This window comes from Klebsiella sp. OBRC7, from assembly GCF_000293135.1.
In the GTDB taxonomy this organism is placed as follows: Bacteria; Pseudomonadota; Gammaproteobacteria; order Enterobacterales; family Enterobacteriaceae; genus Klebsiella; species Klebsiella michiganensis.
In genome coordinates this window covers 204,573-225,599 of sequence record NZ_ALNJ01000024.1, presented here as the reverse complement: position 1 = coordinate 225,599, position 21,027 = coordinate 204,573, and the positions used below count along the sequence as shown (strand labels likewise).

At 60.1% G+C, this 21,027-nt stretch carries 12 protein-coding genes and 1 other RNA gene; 4 read left to right on the top strand and 9 right to left on the bottom strand.

The features are described from left to right. Positions 1–53: non-coding RNA, RtT sRNA (locus tag HMPREF1144_RS31065), on the top strand; the annotation flags it as partial. 175 nt (positions 54–228) lie between these two features. Here HMPREF1144_RS31065 and HMPREF1144_RS05625 read toward each other — a convergent pair. Beyond that, positions 229–672 carry an Lrp/AsnC family transcriptional regulator gene (locus HMPREF1144_RS05625; RefSeq protein ID WP_042927072.1) on the bottom strand — a complete coding sequence of 148 codons (444 nt, stop codon included), beginning with the start codon at positions 670–672 and terminating at the stop codon, positions 229–231. 108 nt (positions 673–780) lie between these two features. On the opposite strand from HMPREF1144_RS05625, the gene HMPREF1144_RS05620 reads away from it, so the two are divergent. After that, positions 781–1,677 carry a DMT family transporter gene (locus HMPREF1144_RS05620; protein ID WP_009652042.1) on the top strand — a complete coding sequence of 299 codons (897 nt, stop codon included), beginning with the start codon at positions 781–783 and terminating at the stop codon, positions 1,675–1,677. Here the strand turns inward: HMPREF1144_RS05620 and narI are convergent. From narI to HMPREF1144_RS05595, 5 genes are all read right to left on the bottom strand, one after another. Further along, on the bottom strand, positions 1,674–2,351 hold the full coding sequence (narI, locus tag HMPREF1144_RS05615; protein WP_004103123.1) for a respiratory nitrate reductase subunit gamma: 678 nt from the start codon (positions 2,349–2,351) through the stop codon (positions 1,674–1,676). The genes HMPREF1144_RS05620 and narI overlap by 4 nt on opposite strands. Further along, entirely contained in the window at positions 2,351–3,061 is a 711-nt protein-coding gene (narJ, locus tag HMPREF1144_RS05610; RefSeq protein ID WP_009652069.1) for a nitrate reductase molybdenum cofactor assembly chaperone, read from the bottom strand. Before narJ ends, narI begins: the two co-directional genes overlap by 1 nt. After that, on the bottom strand, positions 3,058–4,593 hold the full coding sequence (gene narH, locus HMPREF1144_RS05605; protein ID WP_004851850.1) for a nitrate reductase subunit beta: 1,536 nt from the start codon (positions 4,591–4,593) through the stop codon (positions 3,058–3,060). The genes narJ and narH overlap by 4 nt, the downstream gene beginning before the upstream one ends. Then, positions 4,590–8,333 (bottom strand): nitrate reductase subunit alpha, encoded by a 3,744-nt coding sequence (locus tag HMPREF1144_RS05600; RefSeq protein WP_009651977.1) that lies wholly within the window; start codon positions 8,331–8,333, stop codon positions 4,590–4,592. The genes narH and HMPREF1144_RS05600 overlap by 4 nt, the downstream gene beginning before the upstream one ends. A 396-nt stretch (positions 8,334–8,729) precedes the next feature. Next, entirely contained in the window at positions 8,730–10,118 is a 1,389-nt protein-coding gene (locus tag HMPREF1144_RS05595; RefSeq protein WP_009652012.1) for a NarK family nitrate/nitrite MFS transporter, read from the bottom strand. 311 nt (positions 10,119–10,429) lie between these two features. Here HMPREF1144_RS05595 and narX point away from each other — a divergent pair, with 311 nt between their 5' ends. Further along, positions 10,430–12,208, top strand: coding sequence for a nitrate/nitrite two-component system sensor histidine kinase NarX (gene narX / locus HMPREF1144_RS05590; RefSeq protein WP_009652001.1), 1,779 nt, complete (start codon positions 10,430–10,432; stop codon positions 12,206–12,208). A gap of 10 nt (positions 12,209–12,218) precedes the next feature. Next, positions 12,219–12,869 carry a two-component system response regulator NarL gene (gene narL / locus HMPREF1144_RS05585; protein ID WP_004103129.1) on the top strand — a complete coding sequence of 217 codons (651 nt, stop codon included), beginning with the start codon at positions 12,219–12,221 and terminating at the stop codon, positions 12,867–12,869. Here the strand turns inward: narL and HMPREF1144_RS05580 are convergent. The 3 genes from HMPREF1144_RS05580 to nirB all read right to left on the bottom strand — a co-directional run bounded on the left by HMPREF1144_RS05580 (position 12,866) and on the right by nirB (position 21,018). Continuing rightward, positions 12,866–14,245 carry a YchO/YchP family invasin gene (locus tag HMPREF1144_RS05580; protein ID WP_004851859.1) on the bottom strand — a complete coding sequence of 460 codons (1,380 nt, stop codon included), beginning with the start codon at positions 14,243–14,245 and terminating at the stop codon, positions 12,866–12,868. The genes narL and HMPREF1144_RS05580 overlap by 4 nt on opposite strands. Before the next feature lie 102 nt (positions 14,246–14,347). Beyond that, complete coding sequence (locus HMPREF1144_RS05575) at positions 14,348–16,948, bottom strand: nitrate reductase (protein WP_009652070.1); 2,601 nt, start codon at positions 16,946–16,948, stop codon at positions 14,348–14,350. After that, entirely contained in the window at positions 16,948–21,018 is a 4,071-nt protein-coding gene (gene nirB / locus HMPREF1144_RS05570; protein WP_009652008.1) for a nitrite reductase large subunit NirB, read from the bottom strand. Before nirB ends, HMPREF1144_RS05575 begins: the two co-directional genes overlap by 1 nt. Between the last annotated feature and the right edge of the window lie 9 nt (positions 21,019–21,027).

Sequence of the window (21,027 nt, the reverse complement as noted above, 5' to 3'; positions counted from 1 at the left end):
AACGACCCGAAGGGCGAGGCGCAACGCGCCGAGTAATCCTTCCCCCACCACCATCACTTCTATATCGTATTGGATTCACACTTCGCTCAGTGCCCCATATTCATCCCATGCGGGAAGGATGAGAAGCTTCGACTAAGGTTCGATTCGAGCGAAGCGAGAAAGCGTTGCCGCAGGCCTTACCACCGTTGTCGGCCGGGTAAGGCGCAGCCGTACCCCGGCGACGCGCGGCTACATCGGCGGCAGCCGGCGCTTCACCGGCGAGCTTTTCACAATCGACGTATTGCACTGGGCATGCTCCGCCAGCCCGTCCAGCAGCTGATCCAGCTGCTCTATCGACCGCACCACCAGCCTGATCACAAAACAGTCCTCTCCGGTCACCTTGTCGCTCTCAATGCACTCCGGCATCGCCTGGATATATTTATCCACTTTATGCAGCAGCCCGGGCAGCGGCCGCACGCGTACCAGCGCCTGTAAGGTATACCCCAGCGCCGCCAGATTCACCCGCGCACCGTAACCCTGAACCACGCCCCGCTCCTCAAGCCTTTTCAGACGCTCCGCGGTACTGGGCGATGTCAGGCCAATACGACCGCTCAGCACCTTCAGCGATACGCGCGCATCTTCCACCAGGCAGGCCAAAATTTGTCGGTCGATATCATCAATAAGGTAATCCATCATTTTCACCTAACTTTAATAAGAGATTGGACTATTCAACCTTATATCATGACTGTAAAACCCGACACTCTTTTCCGACAATAGCCTCTCTCAATCAGGAGGTGTGCGATGCGTGAAAGACAAAAAGGCGTCTGGCAAATGAGCCTGGCGATGTTAATTTCCGGCTCGATTGGCGCGTTTGTTTTACTCTCCGGCCTGCCGGTGACGGAAGTCGTGTTCTGGCGCTGTCTGATTGGGGCTGTTGCGCTGTTGATTTTTATTCGGTTCAGTAAACAGCCATTCAGCCCGCTGACAACCGCCACGCTGTTGCTGGCTATTCTTGGCGGCATAGCCTTAGTGGTGAACTGGCTATTGCTGTTTGCCGCCTACGAGCGCCTCTCGATTGGCCTCTCTACCGTGGTGTACAACACGCAGCCGTTTATGCTGGTGATGATGGGAATGCTGTCAGGTGAGCGCGTGAGTCTGGTGAAATGGGGCTGGCTGGTTCTCGCCTTTGCCGGCGTGGTCATCTTACTGTCCAGCGAGCTGACGGGTTCACATCGCGCTGGCTGGCTCACCGGTATCGGTCTGGCGCTGGGTGCGGCCTTCTTCTATGCGCTAACGGCGATGATTGCCCGCAAGCTCAAATCCATTGCGCCGCAGCATATTGCCTTTATTCAGGTGCTGACGGGCGTCGCGATGCTTCTGCCGTTTGCCCGCATGCCGTCATTTTCCGGTGATTTTCCATGGCCTGTCTTGCTGACGCTGGGCATCGTCCATACCGGCATTATGTATCAGCTCCTCTATAGCGCGATTCAGAAGCTGCCTACGCCCATTACCGGCTCGCTGTCGTTTATCTATCCGGTGGTGGCGATTATTGTCGATAATCTGGTATTCGGACACTCGCTGAACCTGACGCAGCTGGCGGGCGGCGCGCTGATTCTGTTTGCCGCGGCGGGCAATAACCTGGGCTGGGGCGAAAAAAAACCCCGCCAATGCGGGGTGGGTATCAAAACAGCGAATTAGCGACGGGCGCGAACAATCTGGTATTTGCGCGTCAGGTACTCGACCGGCGCGCTCCAGATATGCACCAGACGGGAGAACGGGAACAGCACAAACAGCGTCATGCCCAGCACCAGGTGCACGCGGAAAATAAACGCCACGCCGTCCAGATGCTGCGAAGCCCCGCCGTGGAAGGTCACCACCGACTGTGCCCAGCCGACCAGCTTCATCATTTCGCTACCGTCCATATGCTGAGCGGAGAACGGAATAGTCAGCAGGCCCAGGGCGCACTGCACCATCAGCAGGGAGAGGATCAGAATATCCGCTCCGGTGGTGGTGGCGCGCACGCGCGGGCTCAGCAGACGACGTTTCAGCAGTAGCAGACCGCCCACCAGCGTCATCACGCCGCAGGCGCCGCCCGCAATCATCGCCATCTTCTGCTTCACGTCGACCGGCAGGAAGGATTCGTACATCCAGTGCGGCGTCAGCATACCGAGAAAGTGACCGGCAAAGATCCCCAGAATCCCGATATGAAACAGGTTCGAGGCCAGATTCATCCCTTTACGGTCCAGCATCTGGCTGGAGGCCGCACGCCAGGTGTACTGCCCGTAGTCGTAGCGTAGCCAGCTGCCGACCAGGAACACCGTACCGGCGATATACGGATAGATGTCAAAGAAGAACATATTCAGGAAGTGCATTATTGCTGTCCTCCGTTAGAGATATTCAAATATTGCGGGGCAACGGCTCCGGCAAAACGACGCTGGTGAGCGGAGATCTCCGAATCATTGCAGCCCCGATCGGCAAAGAATTTCACCTGTTCTTCTTCCCAGACGGCGTCCAGCGCCTGCGGCGTATCGTCGCGGGCTTCATCGGCGATTTTTTCCGCCACTTTCTGGCTATCGACCTGCGCGTTAGCCAGCTTGAGCAGCAGCTCAAACAGCGCCGCGTAGCCGCTTTTGCGCTGCTGCAGGCGAGCACTGAGCAGGCCGAGAATCGGCGCGACGTCCTGCAATCCGCCAAGCGCTTCCGCTTCCGGCAGCTGCGCCAGATACTCCAGGTACAGCGGGAGATGATCCGGCAATTCGCGGCTATCCAGCTGCAGGCCGTGGCGTTCATACTGCGCCATCAGGTCAACCATTGCCTGGCCGCGATCGCGGGATTCGCCGTGCACGTGCTCAAACAGCAGCAGCGAGGTCGCGCGGCCGCGATCGAAGAGTTCGCTGTAGCGAGACTGCGCGTCCAGCACATCCTGAGCGGTCAGGTCACGCAGGAAAACGCTCAGCTTATGGGCATCCTCCGGCGCGAGCTTTTCCGAAGCGGCGATAGCGTCAAACAGCTCCTGCTGATGCTGCCATAAGGCAGCGTCAGGGTACTCGAGAAGGCGCGACACAATGACGAGTTCAATCATGGGTGCGGCTCCGTTTTGCTGGTGACGTCGATAGCATCGATACGGCGGCTGTTAAACAGATTGAACTGGCTGTCAGAACCGTGGCAGCCGTCGCCGAAGGTAAAGCCGCAACCGTTTTTCTCCGGGAAGGCGTCGCGGGCCTGTTCGCGATGGCTGCTCGGCACCACGAAACGGTCTTCGTAGTTAGCGATAGCCAGATAGCGATACATCTCCTGCGCCTGCGCCTCAGTGAGGCCTACCTCTTCCAGCGCCCGGGTATCCAGTACGCCATCGACGGTTTCCGCGCGTTTGAAGTGGCGCATCGCCAGCATGCGTTTCAGCGCCAGCAGCACCGGCTGGGTATCGCCCGCGGTCAGCAGGTTGGCCAGATACTGAACCGGGATACGCAGGCTTTCTACGTCCGGCAGAATACCGTTGCTGCCCAGTTCCCCCGCGTCGGCGGCCGACTGAATCGGCGACAGCGGCGGCACGTACCAGACCATCGGCAAGGTGCGATATTCCGGATGCAGCGGCAGCGCCAGCTTCCAGTCCATCGCCATTTTGTACACCGGCGACTGCTGGGCAGCGTCGATAACGCCTTGCGGCACGCCGTCTTTCAGCGCTTGCTCAATCACTTTCGGGTCGTTCGGGTTGAGGAATACGTCCAGCTGACGCTGATACAGGTCTTTCTCATTCTCCGCGCTGGCGGCATTTTCAATGGCGTCCGCGTCGTACAGCAGCACGCCGAGGTAGCGAATACGCCCCACGCAGGTTTCCGAGCAAACGGTCGGCATCCCGGATTCGATACGCGGGTAGCAGAAGATGCACTTCTCCGATTTCCCGCTCTTCCAGTTGAAGTAGATTTTCTTGTACGGACAGCCGGTGATGCACATACGCCAGCCGCGGCACTTGTCCTGGTCGATCAGTACGATACCGTCTTCTTCACGTTTGTAGATGGCGCCGCTCGGGCAGGTCGCCACGCACGCCGGGTTCAGGCAGTGCTCGCACAGGCGCGGCAGATACATCATGAAGGTGTTTTCGAACTGGCCGTACATCGCCTTCTGCATGTTCTCAAAGTTCTGGTCTTTGGCGCGCTTCTCGAACTCGCCGCCCAGAATTTCTTCCCAGTTTGGACCGCTGGTGATTTTATCCATCCGCTGGCCGGTGATCAGCGAGCGCGGACGGGCGATCGGCTGGTGTTTGCTTTCCGGCGCGTTGTGCAGGTTCTGGTAGTCGTAGTCAAACGGCTCGTAGTAGTCGTCGATGCCCGGCAGATGCGGGTTAGCGAAGATTTTACCGAGCAGCATCGCGCGGCTGCCCATGCGCGGCTGCAGCTTGCCGTTGATCTTACGGATCCAGCCGCCCTTCCACTTTTCCTGATTCTCCCAGTCGTTCGGGAAACCGATGCCCGGTTTACTTTCAACGTTGTTGAACCACGCGTACTCCATACCCTCGCGGCTGGTCCAGACGTTTTTACAGGTGACCGAGCAGGTATGACAGCCGATGCACTTATCGAGATTCAGCACCATGCCGACTTGTGAACGAATTTTCATTTTACGCTCTCCTGTACCTGGTCGTTACCTTCGCCATCTAACCAGTTAATATTCTTCATCTTACGTACCACCACAAACTCATCGCGGTTAGACCCTACCGTGCCGTAGTAGTTAAAGCCGTAGGCCAGCTGGGCATAGCCGCCGATCATATGGGTCGGCTTCGGCGTAATACGGGTCACGGAGTTGTGGATCCCGCCGCGTTGCCCGGTGATCTCGGAACCCGGCAGGTTTACGATACGCTCCTGAGCGTGGTACATCATGGTCATCCCGGCCGGCACGCGCTGGCTGACCACCGCGCGGGCGGTCAGCGCGCCGTTGCTGTTGAACACTTCGATCCAGTCGTTATCCTCAATCCCCAGATCTTTAGCGTCCGCTTCGCTCATCCACACAATCGGCCCCCCGCGCGACAGGGTCAGCATCAGCAGGTTGTCGCTGTAGGTGGAGTGGATACCCCACTTCTGGTGCGGCGTCAGGAAGTTCAACGCCTTCTCCGGGTTGCCGTTGGATTTGGCCCCCATCACCGCTTTCACGGAGCGGGTGTCGATTGGCGGACGGTACACCAGCAGGCTTTCACCGAAATCGCGCATCCACTGGTGATCCTGATACAGGGACTGACGACCGGACAGCGTACGCCACGGGATCAGTTCGTGAACGTTGGTGTAGCCGGCGTTATAGGACACATGCTCATCTTCGAGGCCTGACCAGGTGGGGCTGGAGATAATTTTGCGCGGCTGGGCCTGAATATCGCGAAAGCGGATTTTTTCCTCTTCTTTATTCGTCGCGAGGTGCGTATGGTCGCGACCGGTAAATTCGCTGAGCGCCGCCCAGGCTTTCACCGCCACGTGGCCGTTGGTTTCCGGTGCCAGGGTCAGGATCATCTCGGCCGCATCAATCGCGGTGTTAAGCATCGGCTGGCCTTTCGCCGGGCCGTCCGCTTTGGTGTAGTTGAGCTTGCGCAGCAGATCCATTTCGCTCTGGGTATTCCAGGCGATGCCTTTACCGCCGTTGCCGATTTTCTCCATCAGCGGACCGATAGAAGTAAAGCGTTCGTATGTCGCCGGATAATCGCGCTCGACGGTCAGAATATGCGGCGCGGTTTTCCCAGGAATCAGGTCACATTCGCCTTTTTTCCAGTCCTTAACGTCCAGCGGCTGCGCCAGTTCGGCGGCGGAGTCGTGCTGGATAGGCAGCGTCACCACATCGGTCTCTTTGCCGAGGTGCCCCACGCAGACTTCAGAGAATTTCTTCGCAATATCTTTGTAGATATCCCAGTCGCTTTTCGATTCCCAGGCCGGGTCGACGGCGGCTGACAGCGGATGAATAAACGGATGCATATCCGAGGTATTCATGTCGTCTTTTTCATACCAGGTGGCGGTCGGCAGCACGATGTCGGAATAGAGGCAGGTGCTCGACAGACGGAAATCGAGTGTCACCACCAGATCCAGCTTGCCGTCGAGACCGTTGTCTTTCCACTCCACTTCTTCCGGCTTCACGCCGCCCTGCTTACCGAGATCTTTGCCCTGAATACCGTTTTCCGTACCCAGCAGGTACTTCAGCATGTACTCGTGACCCTTACCGGAAGAGCCCAGCAGGTTAGAACGCCAGATAAACAGGTTGCGCGGATGGTTTTTACCGTTTTCCGGCTGCTCTGCGGCAAAGCGAATGGAACCCTCTTTCAGGGATTTGACGGTATAATCGACCGGCGTCATGCCCGCTTTCTTCGCCTCTTCCGCGATGCGCAGCGGGTTGGTGCCCAGCTGCGGCGCCGACGGCAGCCAGCCCATACGTTCAGCGCGCACGTTGAAGTCAATCAGGTGGCCGCTGTAGCGGGATTTATCCGCTAACGGTGACAGCAGCTCCTGCGCGGTCACGGTTTCATAGCGCCACTGGCTGGAGTGGTTATAGAAGTACGACGTGCTGTTCATATGACGCGCCGGACGCTGCCAGTCGAGAGCAAACGCCAGCGGCTGCCATCCGGTCTGCGGACGCAGTTTTTCCTGGCCAACATAGTGCGCCCAGCCGCCGCCGCTCTGACCGACGCAGCCGCAGAAGATCAGCATATTGATAAGACCGCGATAGTTCATATCGAGGTGGAACCAGTGGTTCAGACCGGCGCCGACGATGATCATCGAACGGCCGTGGGTCTTATCGGCGTTATCGGCAAACTCCCGCGCGGTACGGATAATGTGCGCCCGGGAAACGCCGGTGATTTTCTCCGCCCACGCCGGGGTATACGCTTTGACGTCATCGTAGCTGCTGGCGCAGTTTTCATCGCCAAGACCGCGATCCAGACCGTAGTTCGCCATGGTCAGGTCGTAGACGGTGGTGACCAGCACGCTAGAGCCATCGGCCTTCTGCAGGCGTTTGACCGGCAGTTTGTGCAGCAGCACGTTTTCCAGCTCGACTTTATTAAAGTGCTCGGTGCCTTCGCCGCCAAAATACGGGAAGCCGACGTTGGCGATATCGTCGTGGCCGCCCAGCAGGCTCAGGCGCAGCTCAACGTCTTCGCCGGTTTTGCCGTCGCGCTGTTCCAGGTTCCACTTGCCTTTGTCGCCCCAGCGGAAGCCGATAGAGCCGTTCGGTACGGTGATTTCGCCCTTCTCATCAAAAGCGACGGTTTTCCATTCCGGGTTCGTTTCCTGACCTAACGCATCCACCAGGTCAGCCGCGCGCAGCATGCGGCCCGCCGCGTAATAGCCGTCGCGCTCTTCAAGCATCACCAGCATCGGCATGTCGGTGTAGCGGCGCACGTAATCGGTGAAATACTGGCTCGGTTTGTCGAGATGGAACTCACGCAGCATGACGTGGCCCATCGCCAGCGCCATCGCCGCATCGGTACCCTGCTTCGGCGCCAGCCACAGATCGCAGAGCTTGGCGATTTCGGCGTAGTCAGGGGTGATGGCAACGGTTTTGGTACCTTTGTAGCGCACTTCGGTAAAGAAGTGGGCATCCGGGGTACGGGTCTGCGGAACGTTGGAACCCCAGGCGATAATATAGCTGGAGTTATACCAGTCGGCGGATTCCGGCACGTCGGTCTGCTCGCCCCAGGTCTGCGGTGACGCAGGCGGCAGGTCGCAGTACCAGTCGTAGAAGCTCAGGCAGGTGCCGCCGATCAGCGACAGATAGCGCGCGCCGGAGGCATAGGAGACCATCGACATCGCCGGAATAGGCGAGAAGCCCGCCACGCGGTCCGGGCCGTAGGTTTTGACGGTGTAGACGTTTGAGGCGGCAATCAGCTCGTTCACTTCCTGCCAGGACGAACGCACGAAACCGCCGCGGCCGCGCGCCTGCTTAAAGCTTTTCGCTTTGTCGGCGTCTTCAATAATAGAGGCCCAGGCATCCACCGGATCGCTGTGCTGAACTTTCGCTTCACGCCACATTTTCATCAGGCGTTTGCGCATCAGCGGATACTTCAGGCGGTTGGCGCTGTAAAGATACCAGGAGTAGCTGGCGCCGCGCGGGCAACCGCGAGGCTCGTGGTTTGGCATATCCGGACGGGTGCGCGGATAGTCGGTCTGCTGGGTTTCCCAGGTAACCAGGCCATTTTTGACATAAATCTTCCAGCTGCACGAACCGGTGCAGTTGACACCGTGGGTGGAGCGCACAACTTTATCGTGCTGCCAACGTTGACGGTATCCATCCTCCCAGTCCCGGTTGGTTTTTAGAAGCTGGCCGTGCCCATCGGCAAAGGTTTCACCCTTCTGTTTGAAGTAGCGAAACCGGTCCAGGAATTTACTCATCGGGTCTCTCCTGTGTGGAGCCTGACGGCTCTCTGATAAATCGACATTGCTGGATTTGCAGCGAAGGTAACGCTATGAAAGAGGGTGAGAATTGATAACGATCAAGACGATATGGCTTATAAAAACGGGTTAACACAGTAATTACCACCAAAGTAGTATTTATTTCTATTTTTTATTTTATTGATTAACAAAGATATTTTTTATAAAAGCCTGCGAAAAATAAGGATTAGCGATCCGCCATGGTATTAAGGGGTAGATACCCCTGAAGTCATTTTTTCTGTGACTTCAGGCGGCTTTTAAAATTACCCCACACCATTAGTATGTTGTAACTAACAAATAAACGCTAAAAAGGGCGCAAATACCGTTGCGCCCTTTGCAGAAACTCAGAAAGAAATATTATTTCTGCTTGCGTCCGTAGACTGCCCAGGTAATCACCACGCAGGCGATATAGAACACCAGGAAGACCTTCATGGCGCCGGCCGGTGAGCCGGTTAAATCCAGCGAAATACCAAACGCTTTTGGAATAAAGAAGCCGCCAATCGCGCCAATCGCCGAAATAAAGCCCAGCGCCGCCGCCGTATCGGTCGCCGCTTCACGCATGGCCTGCGCTTCGCTGCCGCCCTGCGCCTTAACGCGATCCATGGTCATTTTGCGGAAGATAACCGAGATCATCTGGAAGGTAGATGCGCTGCCCAGACCGGCGGTCAGGAACAGCACCATAAATACCGCGAAGAAGGCAATAAAGTTGCCGCCCTCGCCGTGGGTCGGCAGCGTCAGGAACAGCAGGCCGCAGAAGATAGCCATCACCACAAAGTTAACCAGCGTCACGCGCGTCCCGCCAAGGCGGTCGGAGATCGCCCCGCCGGTTGAGCGCGCCAGTGCGCCGATGAACGGCCCGAAGAAGGCATAGTGCAGAATCTGCACATCCGGAAACTGGGTTTTCGACAGCATTGCGAAGCCCGCCGAGAAGCCGATAAACGATCCGAAGGTGGCAAGATAGAGCAGCGCCATAATCCACAGATGGGCGCGCTTCAGTACCGGTAGCTGCTCGCTCAGCGACGCCTTCGACGCCGACAGATCGTTCATAAAGAACCACGCCGCCAGAGTGAAGATAATCAGGAACGGCACCCAGATCCACGCCGCGTTTTCCAGATACAGCATGGAACCGTCCGGCTGCTCGCTGCCGGTACCGCCAAAGACGGCGAAGATCGACAGCGAAATCACCAGAGGAGCAACCAGCTGCATTACGCTGACGCCCATATTCCCGAGGCCGCCGTTGATGCCCAGCGCGCCGCCCTGCTTCTGTTTCGGAAAGAAGAAGCTGATGTTAGCCATACTGGAAGCAAAGTTCGCCCCCGCAAAACCGCAGAGCAGAGAAATAATCACGAAAACGCTGAAGGACGTAGAGGTATCCTGTACCGCAAAGCCTAACCAGACGCAGGGCACGATCATGATCCCGGTACTGAACGCGGTCCAGCGACGTCCGCCGAACAGCGGTACCATAAACGCGTAAGGCACCCGCAGCAGCGCGCCGGAAAGCGCCGGGAGCGCGGTCAGCATAAACAACTGGTCGGTGGTAAACTGAAATCCGACTTTATTCAGGTTGACGGCAACGGCGCTGAACAACATCCAGACGCAGAATGCCAGCAAAAGACACGGGACGGAGATCCACAGATTACGGCTGGCGACGCGATGACCGCGCTGCTGCCAGAATTCAGGATCTTCGGGACGCCAGTCGCTAATGACTGAACTGTTAGTCTTCTCCGGGATTGAAGAGTGACTCATAGACACCTCTAATAATTCATATTAACCCTGGCTACCTTATGGGTTACAGGCGGCGGTAAGTTGATATAAATCAAAGGAAAAGTTGGCGCTAATTTGGCTAAAAAAAACGCATCACCCGAAGTGAGTAGCTATTTCTGCGTAAAAAAGTGTGGTTTTTCACGCCAGTGCTGGCATTGCCCGAACGTCTGCCACCAGACCATCACACCCTGACAATTAAGGGGTAATCCTTTAGGGGTATGGGTATACTCCAGGGGATGTCCGAGAATAAGCGCCACTCCCGGATGATTTGCCGGTCAGGAGCCTCATACCCCATGTTGAAACGTCTTTTTACGCCGCTAACGCTGGTTAATCAACTCGCGTTAATCGTTCTGTTAGCCACGGTCATCGGCGTCGCCGGAATGGCGATCTCTTCTCGCCTGGTGCACGGCGTTCAGGGCAGCGCGCATGCGATTAACAAAGCCGGCTCGCTGCGCATGCAGAGCTACCGCCTGCTGGCGGCAGTACCGCTGGGCGAAAACGATCAAAAGCTGCTTGATGAAATGACGGCAACCGTTTTTAGCCCGGAACTGCAGTACGCCGCTCGCCATGACGATCAGCAGCGCCAGCTTCAGGCGTTACAGCACTACTGGCAGCTGGAGCTGGCGCCGGGAATGCGCAGGGCGCAAAATCAGGCCTCGGTCGCGACGGATGTCGCCGGCTTTGTCGATCGCATCGACCAGCTGGTGACCGCTTTCGATCACACCACCGAGGAGCGGATTAAACACGTGGTCTGGATCCAGCGCATCATGGCCGTGGGGATGGCGCTGCTGCTGGTGTTTACCATCGTCTGGCTGCGCGCCCGCCTGCTGCGCCCGTGGAAACAGCTGCTCGGCATGGCCCGAGCGGTGAGCCGACGCGATTTTACCCACCGCGCGCAGATTAGCGGACGCAACGAGATGGCGACGCTCGGTATGGCGCTGAACAATATGTCTGAAGAGCTGGCGGAGAGCTATTCGGTGCTGGAACGCCGGGTGCAGGAAAAAACCGCGGGCCTGGAGCAGAAAAACGAGATCCTCGCCTTCCTGTGGCAGGCCAACCGCCGACTGCACTCGAACGCGCCGCTCTGCGAGCGCATTTCGCCCGTTCTTAACGGGTTACAGGGGCTAACCCTGCTGCGCGATATTGAAGTTCGCGTTTACGATATGGAAGATGAAGACAACCATCAGGAGTTTTCCTGCCACTCCGATATTCAGTGCGACGACAGAGGCTGCTATCTGTGTCCGCGCGATCTGCCGCCGCTGCCGGATACCGGCACCACCTTAAAATGGCGGCTGTCGGATGCCCATAATCAGTACGGTATTTTGCTGGCCACTCTGCCCGCCGGGCGGCATCTGAGCCACGATCAGCAGCAGCTGGTGGATACGCTGGTTGAACAACTCACCGGCACCCTCGCCCTCGATCGCCATCAGGAGCGCCAGCAGCAGCTTATCGTGATGGAGGAGCGCGCCACTATCGCCCGCGAGCTCCACGACTCCATCGCCCAGTCGCTCTCCTGTATGAAAATGCAGGTTAGCTGCCTGCAGATGCAGGGCGACGATCTGCCGGAAGCGAGCCGCCAGCTGCTGGGGCAAATCCGTAATGAACTCAATACCTCCTGGGCCCAGCTGCGCGAACTGCTGACAACCTTCCGGCTACAGCTCACCGAACCGGGGCTGCGCCCGGCGCTGGAGGCCAGCTGCCGGGAATACAGCGCCCACTTTGGTTTTACGGTACGCCTGGATTATCAGCTGCCGCCGCGTTTTGTTCCATCGCATCAGGCCATTCATCTGCTACAAATCGCCCGGGAAGCGCTCAGCAACTCGCTGAAACACGCCAATGCCACCGACGTCAGCGTTACCGTGGCGTTGCGGGACAATCAGGTCCGGCTGACGGTGGCCGATAACGGTCGCGGCGTACCGGACCATGCGGAGCGCAGCAACCACTACGGCCTGATTATCATGCGCGATCGCACGCAGAGCCTGCGCGGGGACTGTCAGGTTCGGCGTCGGGAAACCGGCGGTACCGAAGTGGTGGTCACTTTTATCCCTGAAAAATCGTTTTCAATCCAATAAGGAGAACTTCATGAGTCAACAGGAACGGGCAACCATCCTTCTCATCGACGATCACCCGATGCTGCGCACCGGCGTCAAACAGCTGATCAGCATGGCCCCGGACATCCAGGTTATCGGTGAAGCCAGCAACGGCGAGCAAGGGATTGCGATGGCGGAATCATTAGATCCCGATTTGATTCTGCTGGATCTCAATATGCCGGGCATGAACGGTCTGGAAACCCTCGACAAGCTGCGCGAAAAGTCGCTTTCCGGCCGCGTGGTGGTATTTAGCGTCTCCAATCATGAAGAAGATGTGGTGACCGCCCTGAAACGCGGCGCCGACGGCTATCTGCTGAAGGATATGGAACCGGAAGATCTGCTGAAGGCGCTGCAGCAGGCCGCGGCAGGCGAAATGGTGCTCAGCGAAGCGTTAACCCCGGTGCTGGCTGCCAGCCTGCGCGCTAATCGCGCCACCTCGGACCGCGACATCAGCCAGCTGACCCCGCGCGAGCGCGATATTCTCAAGCTGATTGCCCAAGGCCTGCCGAACAAAATGATCGCCCGCCGTCTGGATATCACCGAAAGTACCGTCAAAGTCCACGTCAAGCATATGCTCAAGAAAATGAAGCTGAAATCGCGCGTGGAAGCGGCGGTTTGGGTCCATCAGGAGCGCGTATTTTAGGGCTGATGCTGCCACGACACGCCCTCGGCCGGTACCCGTACCAACGGCTCAGTCAGCACCAGTGCGATCTCATTGGATGAGACGCGCTGACCCGTTTTATCCTCCACCACCAGCGAAAGATGCCAGCGGTTGCTCGCCCCGGCTTCGCTGCTCCAGCGCGGCATAATCACGGTCCAGCCGTCCGTACTGTTCGCCTCAATTGGCGAAGTCAGGCTTAGCGCCTGGGTATCCCCCTGCCAGCTCAGCGACTTAATGCCGTGCAGGCTGCGAATCTGCAGTTTCAGCTGCACCGTCTCCCCGGGCTGAAGATCCCAGGGCGGCGTCGCCAGATAAACCGACAGCGTTTTACGCTGCCGATATTCAACCACCGGCAGGTTATCCCGTTCCGGGCTGTCGTAGCGGCTGCCGCGAAGCGATCGGCTAACGGCGACTTCATCGGCCGCCAGCTGCTGCTTCAGCGGGACGCCGAACCGATAGTTCAGCTTCAGCCCGACATCATTTTGGCTGACGCCGCTCTCGCCCTGCTTATGCTTAGCCGTCACCGTGACCAGCGGAACGGGAGTGTAATTCAGCCCCACCGACACCGCGACCGGGTTATGGTAGCCGGTACCCGAATGGAACAGATCGACGCTATCGCCAAAATACTGCTCCACGCTGACGCTGGTATTAATGTGCTGATAAAACGGCAGCCGCGCCTGGGCGGTGACATCGTAGCCGCTCGCCATACGCTGCTGCTGGGTCAGGCTACTCCCCTGCTGCCAGCCGCCGAGCGGCTGGTAGTAGTTCGCCGACAGGCGCAGCGACTCGCCCCAGGCTTCGGCCCCGACGCTGCCGCGCGCCATCCGATCGTCCAGGGCTTTATCGTAGAAAGAGTTGTAGCCCAGCAGCCAGGAGCCCATCCGCCAGCGCTGGCCGAGACCAATATTGCCGACCAGACCCGTATCCCGCTGGGTGACTGAGTACTGATTCCAGGTAAGGTAGTCGCCGTTATCCTGCAGAGGGACAAACCAGCTCCCTTTGCTGCCGGTAAAATTGCCCTCTTTATCCACCAGCAGATCGACGTTGGCGTTGCCCCACGGCGAAAGCCAGTTCTCCAGCTGGTGGCTGACCTCGTTCCCCAGTTTACCGATGGCAAATACTCGCGCCTGTTCGCTGGTTGTCAGCCCGTTATCGCTCATACTGGCTTCGCCAAATTTCTTCGCCATCTCGGCAAAGTGCTTTGCGTCGTCGTCGACCTGCGGCGCCAGGCCGAGGTCGGGTAAGCTCTCAGGCGCGCCGGAGAACGCCTGATTATCCTGCAGCGCGCGCGCGGGCGCGCCTGCCAGCAGCAGGAGAAGCGGTAAATACGGGGTTATGCGGAACGACAAGGAGCTCAAATCGGTTACGTCTACTCACGAAGTGGTGGCGGCAAAAGCTAAGTTTATCGTTTTTTGCCCGCCCTCGCAGCCTCTGGCGCGATTCCAGGAATATGCTGAATCTCAGGCCTGAACCCGCTTCGCCGCCAGCAGCGCCTTAAGCTCCGGGAGACAAGAACCGCAGTTGGTGCCGCATTTGAGTTTCTCCCCCAGCGCGGCAGGCGTACGGCAGCCGCTGGCAATCGCTTCGCCTATCGCTCGTTCGCCCACGCTAAAGCAGCTGCAGATAATGCGCCCGCGCGGCATCTCGTCACCGCCTTTTCTGCCGCTCAATAGTGCATGACGCCGGGCGGCGTTCTGCGGCGGGGTGCGAAACGCGGCGTGAATCCACTCGGCATCGATAGCCGGCTCGCTGGCGTCGCTCCACCAGCCGAGCATCAGCTCTCCCCCCTGCCACGCCAGCAGGTTCCAGACGTTGCCGCCTTCGGCTACCTGCATCTGCCATCCCTGCCGCTGGCACCAGCCCACAAGCCAGTCGCGGGAGCGGATATCCCCCGCCAGCGAAAGATGGATAACGCCCTCTGCCGCCCGCCGCCGCCAGTGCAGCGAGGCGGGGAGCGGAACCGGCTGGCGAGCAAAAAGCTCGCCTTTCCACGCCGGCAGCCAGGCGGCTATCGCTACCGCCGCCTGTTTACTTTCCGGCTGCCCGGAGTGCGGGTCGGTGACCGCCGTCAGCAGGTTATTCACCCGTCCCTGGCGAGCAAACTGATTATTCCAGTGCATCGGCACAAACAGCGACCCGGGACGCTGGCCATCGCCGATCGTCACTTTTGCTACCATCACCCCATTCGGTGAGCGGACCCGTGCCAGTTCACCCTCCACCAGCTGATAGCGCGACGCGTCCGCTGGCGCGACTTCCACCACCGGTTCGCTAATATGCTGCATCAGACGCGGCACCGCGCCGGTGCGGGTCATGGTGTGCCACTGATCGCGGATCCGCCCGCTGTTGAGGATCAGCGGATAGAACGCATCGGTGGTCGCCCGGGTAGGTTGCGGCGCGACCGGTACCATCCGCAGTGTACCGTCGCGATGCCAGCCCTTATGCACACTCCAGGCTGCTTCACTGCGGCTCACCGGCCAGCGCACCGGTTCCAGCGCATCCCACGCTTCGCGGCTGAGTTCCGCCAGTCCGCCGATATCAAACGCCCGCTGGCCATCGTTTTCATATCCTGAAAGCGCGGCGTGTTCGCTGAACACCTCGTGCGGATGCTGCCAGGCAAAGGCGGAGCCGAAGCCCAGCGCCTGGGCCACGCGGGCGACGATCCACCAGTCGGCTCTGGCCTCCCCCGGCGGCGGCATGAAAGCGCGCTGGCGTGAGATCCGCCGTTCGGAGTTGGTTACCGTGCCGCTCTTCTCTCCCCACGCCAGCGCGGGAAAGCGGATATGGGCAAAGCGTCCGGTATCGGTAGCGGCGGCGACGTCGGAAACGATGACCAGCGGACAGGCCGCCAGCGCTTCGCTTACCGCATGGCTGTCCGGCAGCGACACCACCGGATTGGTGCCCATAATCCACACCGCTTTCACCTCGCCGCGGCCAATGGCGGCGAACAGATCCACCGCCGCCAGCCCCGGCGTTTGCGCCAGACGTTCGGTCCCCCAGAAGCGCGCCAGACGCCGTAAATCATCGGTTTCAAAATTCATATGCGCCGCCAGCATGGTCGCCAGCCCGCCCACCTCGCGCCCGCCCATGGCGTTAGGTTGTCCGGTCAGCGAAAAAGGCCCGCAGCCCGGGCGGCCAAATTTCCCGCTCGCCAGGTGAACGTTGATGATAGCGTTGCATTTATCGCTGCCGCTGGCGGATTGATTAATCCCCATGGTATAGAGCGTGATGGCGCGCGGAGCGGCGATAAACTCGCTGTAGAAATCGGCGACCTGCTGTCGCGGCAGGCCGCAGAACTGCGCTACTTTGTCGAGGTCCCAGTTCCGGGCGATAGCCAGCGCCTGCGGCGCATCGCTGAAATCACCGCTGATAGCGCCGCTGGCGGCAATGGCGTTCAGCAGGCCGACAAACAGCCCGCCGTCGCTGCCGGGAGCCAGCGCCAGATGCCGGTCCGCGATATCGCAGGTGGCGGTCCGACGCGGATCGATGACCACCACCCGCATCTGCGGATTGTCGCGCTTCGCCTGCGCCAGCCGCTGATAGAGTACCGGATGCGTCCAGGCGGCGTTCGACCCGACCAGCACCACCAGATCGCTGTTTTCCACGTCCTCATAGCTGCACGGCACCACATCAGCGCCCAGCGCCCGTTTGTAGCCGGTGACCGCTGAAGACATGCACAGCCGCGAATTGGTATCGATATTTGCCGCGCCGATAAACCCCTTCATCAGCTTATTCGCCGCGTAATAGTCTTCGGTCAGCAGCTGGCCGGAGGCATAAAACGCCACCGCCTGCGGCCCGTGACGGTCGATAATCTCCCGCAGGCGCGAACCCGCCGCCGCCAGCGCCTGGGTCCAGGTTGCGCGCTCGCCGTCGACTTCCGGGAAGAGCAATCTTCCCGCCAGGCCGACGGTTTCGCCCAGCGCCGCCCCCTTCACGCACAGACGGCCAACGTTTGCCGGATGCTGCTCATCCCCGCGTACGGTAACCTGGCCATCGGCATTCAGGCTGGCGATAACGCCGCAGCCGACTCCGCAATAGGGACACGTGGTCCTGGTTTCCGTCATCAGGAGGCCTCCGCGCGCGCCAGCAGCTGCTGGTTGCCAACCCACACTTTACCGTTCTCCACTTTAACCGGCCAGGCGCGTACCGCCTGTTCGCCGCCGTCGCACTGGCGGCCATCGCGCAGGCGGATACGCTGCTTATACAGAGGCGAAATCACTATCGGTTCGCCGCCCGCATCGCCAAGCAGGCCGCGCGACAAAACGTTGGCCTCGCTGCCCGGTTCGAGGTTATCGAGGGCATACACCTGATCGCCAAAGCGGAACAGCGCAATCTGCCGCTCGCCGAGCCGCGCCCCAATCCCCGCCTGCTGTGGAATGGCGTCGAGATCGCAAATGGCCTGCCACGGGCGGGACGGCAGCGCCGGTTCGCCCTGCGCCGCGAAGGCGGCCAGCTGCGGCTGGCCGCGCAGGGTTTGCCGCTGTACGCTTTCGTCCGGCTCATCGCTGTTCACGTAGGAGCGGAACAGCGCCAACCGCTGCGGATCGTTAAGGGTGGTTTGCCATTCGCACTGGTAGCTCTCGACCACCCGCACCATCTCCTGTTCCAGCTCTTCGCCGATGCCAAGGCTGTCTTCGAGGATCACCTCGCGCAGATAGTCGACCCCGCCCTCAAGATTGTCCATCCAGGTACTGGTGCGCTGCAGGCGATCGGCGGTACGAATGTAGAACATCAGCAGCCGGTCAATACTGCGGATAAGCGTGGCTTCATCAAGATCGCTGGCGAACAGGTCGGCATGGCGCGGCTTCATACCGCCGTTGCCGCAAACGTACAGGTTCCAGCCCTTCTCCGTGGCGATAACCCCAATATCTTTCCCCTGGGCTTCCGCGCATTCGCGGGTACAGCCGGAGACGGCCATTTTAATTTTGTGCGGCGCGCGCAACCCCTTGTAGCGATGTTCGAGGGTGACCGCCAGGCCGGTGGAATCCTGGACGCCGTAGCGGCACCAGGTCGAACCGACGCAGGATTTCACCGTCCGCAGGGATTTGCCGTAGGCGTGGCCGGTTTCAAATCCCGCCTCGGCCAGCTCGCGCCAGATTGCCGGGAGCTGCTCCAGGCGCGCGCCGAACAGGTCGATACGCTGGCCGCCGGTCACTTTACTGTATAGCTGATAGCGTTTGGCGATCTGGCCGATCGCAATCAGCCCGTCCGGCGTCACCTCTCCTGCCGCCATGCGCGGTACCACCGAATAGGTGCCGTCTTTCTGAATATTGGCGAAGTAGCGATCGTTGGTGTCCTGAAGCGGCAGATGCGCCGGCTTCAGCAGATATTCATTCCAGCAGGAGGCCAGCACCGAGGCCACCAGAGGTTTACAGACCTCACAACCGTGGCCGTGTCCATAGCGGGCAATCAGCTGTTCGAAGGTGCGGATATGGTTGACGCGTACCAGGTGATAGATCTCCTGCCGCGACCACGGAAAGTGCTCGCAGATATCCTTTTTGACTTCGACGCCCTGCCCGGCAAGCTGGTACTCCATCACCTGTTTCACCAGCGCGCTACAGCCGCCGCAGCCGGTCGCCGCTTTGGTGCAGCTTTTTATCGCCGCCATGTCGCCCGCGCCGCCGCTCACCGCCTGGCAGATATCGCCTTTGCTGACGTTGTGACAGGAGCAAATCTGCGCGCCGTCCGGCAGCGCCGCGACCCCGAGCGCCTTCGGCGCGCTGCCCTCCAGCGCCGGAAGGATCAGACTTTCCGGGTGTTTGGGTAAAGCCATCCCGTTAAGCATCATCTGTAGCAGCGTGGCGTAGTCGCTGGCATCCCCGACCAGCACCCCGCCGAGCAGGTTTTTGCCATCCGCGCTGACCACGATTTTTTTGTAGATCTGCTGCGGCCCGTGAGTCCACTGATAGCTCTGACAGCCCGGCGTGCGCCCCTGGGCGTCGCCGAACGAGGCGACATCAACGCCCAGCAGCTTCAGCTTAGTGCTCATATCCGCGCCGCTAAAGCTGCCCGCTTCGCCCGCCAGGGTAGCCGCCGCGGCGCGCGCCATCTGATAGCCGGGCGCCACCAGACCATAAATTTTGTTGTCCCACAAGGCGCATTCGCCGATCGCCAGCACGTCCGGGTCGGAGGTACGGCACTGGTTGTCGATGCAAATCCCGCCGCGTTCGCCTACGCTCAGTCCGCCGCTGCGCGCCAGCGCGTCCTGGGGGCGAATACCGGCGGAGAACACCAGCATATCGGTCGCCAGCGAGCTGCCGTCGGCGAAGTTCAGCTGTAGCCCCTGCTCATTGCGAACAATTTCCGTCGTCGCCTTGCTGGTATGCACTCCGACGCCCAGCTCGCTGATTTTTTCCCGCAGCATCGCCGCGCCGCCGTTGTCCAGCTGCACCGCCATCAGGTTCGGCGCAAACTCGACAACGTGAGTTTCCAGCCCCAGCTGCTTCAGCGCGTTGGCCGCTTCCAGCCCGAGCAGGCCGCCGCCGATCACCACACCCCGTCGGGCGGTTGCGGCGCGGGCGGCAATCTGGTCTAGGTCGTCCAGCGTACGGTAAACAAAACAGCCCTCGAGATTATGGCCCGGCACCGGCGGAACAAACGGGTAAGAGCCCGTCGCCAGCACCAGCTTATCCCAGTGGGTTTCGTGGCCGAAGGCATCGCGCACCACCCGCGCTTCGCGGTCGATGCTGGCGACCGATTCGCTCAGGCGCAGCTCAATACCGTGCTGAGCGAAAAAATCGCCCTCAACCAGCGACAGCGATTCCGCGCTGCGTCCGGCGAAATATTCCGTCAGATGAACCCGGTCGTAGGCGGCATAGCGCTCCTCGCAGAACACCACAATCCGGTACTGTTGGTGAAGGTCACGGCTGACGCATTGCTCAAGAAAATGGTGGCCGACCATACCGTGTCCGACCAGCACTAATACAGGTTTTGTCATCGTCGTTTGTCCCGCAGCGCGCGGCTGCATCGTTGAAGAGGGATTGAAGAGCCACTCTGCCGGCGCTGGCGCATGCGCCCCCAGCAGAGCGGTCAGGGGCGCGGCGCTGCTGCAATCACCCAGCAGCAGTACGCCGCGCAGCTTGCCGTCGCGCAGCAGCAGGTGACGGTAGTGGCGGTCCAGCGGATCCCAACTGGTATATACGTCATCCTGCTCATCGGCCCGCAGCGCGCCGGCGCTGAACAGTTCAATGCCGGTGACCTTCAGGCGGGTGCCGCTGTCCTGCCAGCTGAAATCCTCGCCTGGGATCGCGCACAGGCGGTCCGCCAGCACCTCCGCCTGGCGCAGACACGGCGCCACCAGCCCCCAGGTCTGACCGTCAATTTCACAGCACTCGCCGAGGGCGCTAACCCCCGGCTGCGCGGTTGCCAGCCGGCGATCGACGAGAATTCCGCGACCGCACGCCAGCCCGCTGCGCTCGGCCAGCCCTTTGTTCGGCTGCACGCCGGTCGCCAGTACCACCCGCGAGGCGGCAAACGCGCGTCCGTCCTCCAGCAGTACCTGACGTTCATCAATGGCGGCGATACGGCTCTCCATCACGCAGCCGATCCCACGCTCGGCGAGCAGTATTTGCAGCTGTTCGCCAGCAAAGGCATCAGTCTGCTGCTCCATCAGCCAGTTTCCGCGGTGCAGTAAAGTGACACTGTCACCATAACGGCGTAGCGCCGCGGCGGCCTCCACACCGAGAATGCCGCCGCCGATAACCACCGCCGGGCCGTCGATGGCCAGGATGCCCTCAACGTCCGCCAGGGTGCGGAAAGCAAAAACGTGCGGCAGCGTGATGCCCGGCAGCGGCGGCAGAAACGGCAGCGAACCGGTGGCAAACACCAGTTCATCCCAGCCAAGTTCGCCTGCGCTGGTTTGCAGCGTACGCGCCGCCATATCCACCGCCGTAACCGTTTCACCGGCACGTACCGTGACGTTCTGTTGCGAATACCACTCTGCGGGCAGCAGTCGCGTCGCGCCTGCGGTTTTCTCCGCGCCAAGCACCGGCGAGAGCTGAATGCGGTTATAGGCCTGGCAAGGTTCATCGCCGATAATGGTGATGCTAAACCGCCGCGCATCCCGCTCCACCAGCGCCTGCGCCAGACGCGTGGCCGCCATGCCATTGCCGATAATCACCAGTTGCCGCGTCATCGCCGCCCC

Coding starts and splice junctions, on each gene's coding strand:
- HMPREF1144_RS05625 (WP_042927072.1), bottom strand. CDS start 672: ATGGATTACCTTATTGATGATATCGACCGACAAATTTTGGCCTGCCTG.
- HMPREF1144_RS05620 (WP_009652042.1), top strand. CDS start 781: ATGCGTGAAAGACAAAAAGGCGTCTGGCAAATGAGCCTGGCGATGTTA.
- narI (WP_004103123.1), bottom strand. CDS start 2,351: ATGCACTTCCTGAATATGTTCTTCTTTGACATCTATCCGTATATCGCC.
- narJ (WP_009652069.1), bottom strand. CDS start 3,061: ATGATTGAACTCGTCATTGTGTCGCGCCTTCTCGAGTACCCTGACGCT.
- narH (WP_004851850.1), bottom strand. CDS start 4,593: ATGAAAATTCGTTCACAAGTCGGCATGGTGCTGAATCTCGATAAGTGC.
- HMPREF1144_RS05600 (WP_009651977.1), bottom strand. CDS start 8,333: ATGAGTAAATTCCTGGACCGGTTTCGCTACTTCAAACAGAAGGGTGAA.
- HMPREF1144_RS05595 (WP_009652012.1), bottom strand. CDS start 10,118: ATGAGTCACTCTTCAATCCCGGAGAAGACTAACAGTTCAGTCATTAGC.
- narX (WP_009652001.1), top strand. CDS start 10,430: ATGTTGAAACGTCTTTTTACGCCGCTAACGCTGGTTAATCAACTCGCG.
- narL (WP_004103129.1), top strand. CDS start 12,219: ATGAGTCAACAGGAACGGGCAACCATCCTTCTCATCGACGATCACCCG.
- HMPREF1144_RS05575 (WP_009652070.1), bottom strand. CDS start 16,948: ATGACGGAAACCAGGACCACGTGTCCCTATTGCGGAGTCGGCTGCGGC.
- nirB (WP_009652008.1), bottom strand. CDS start 21,018: ATGACGCGGCAACTGGTGATTATCGGCAATGGCATGGCGGCCACGCGT.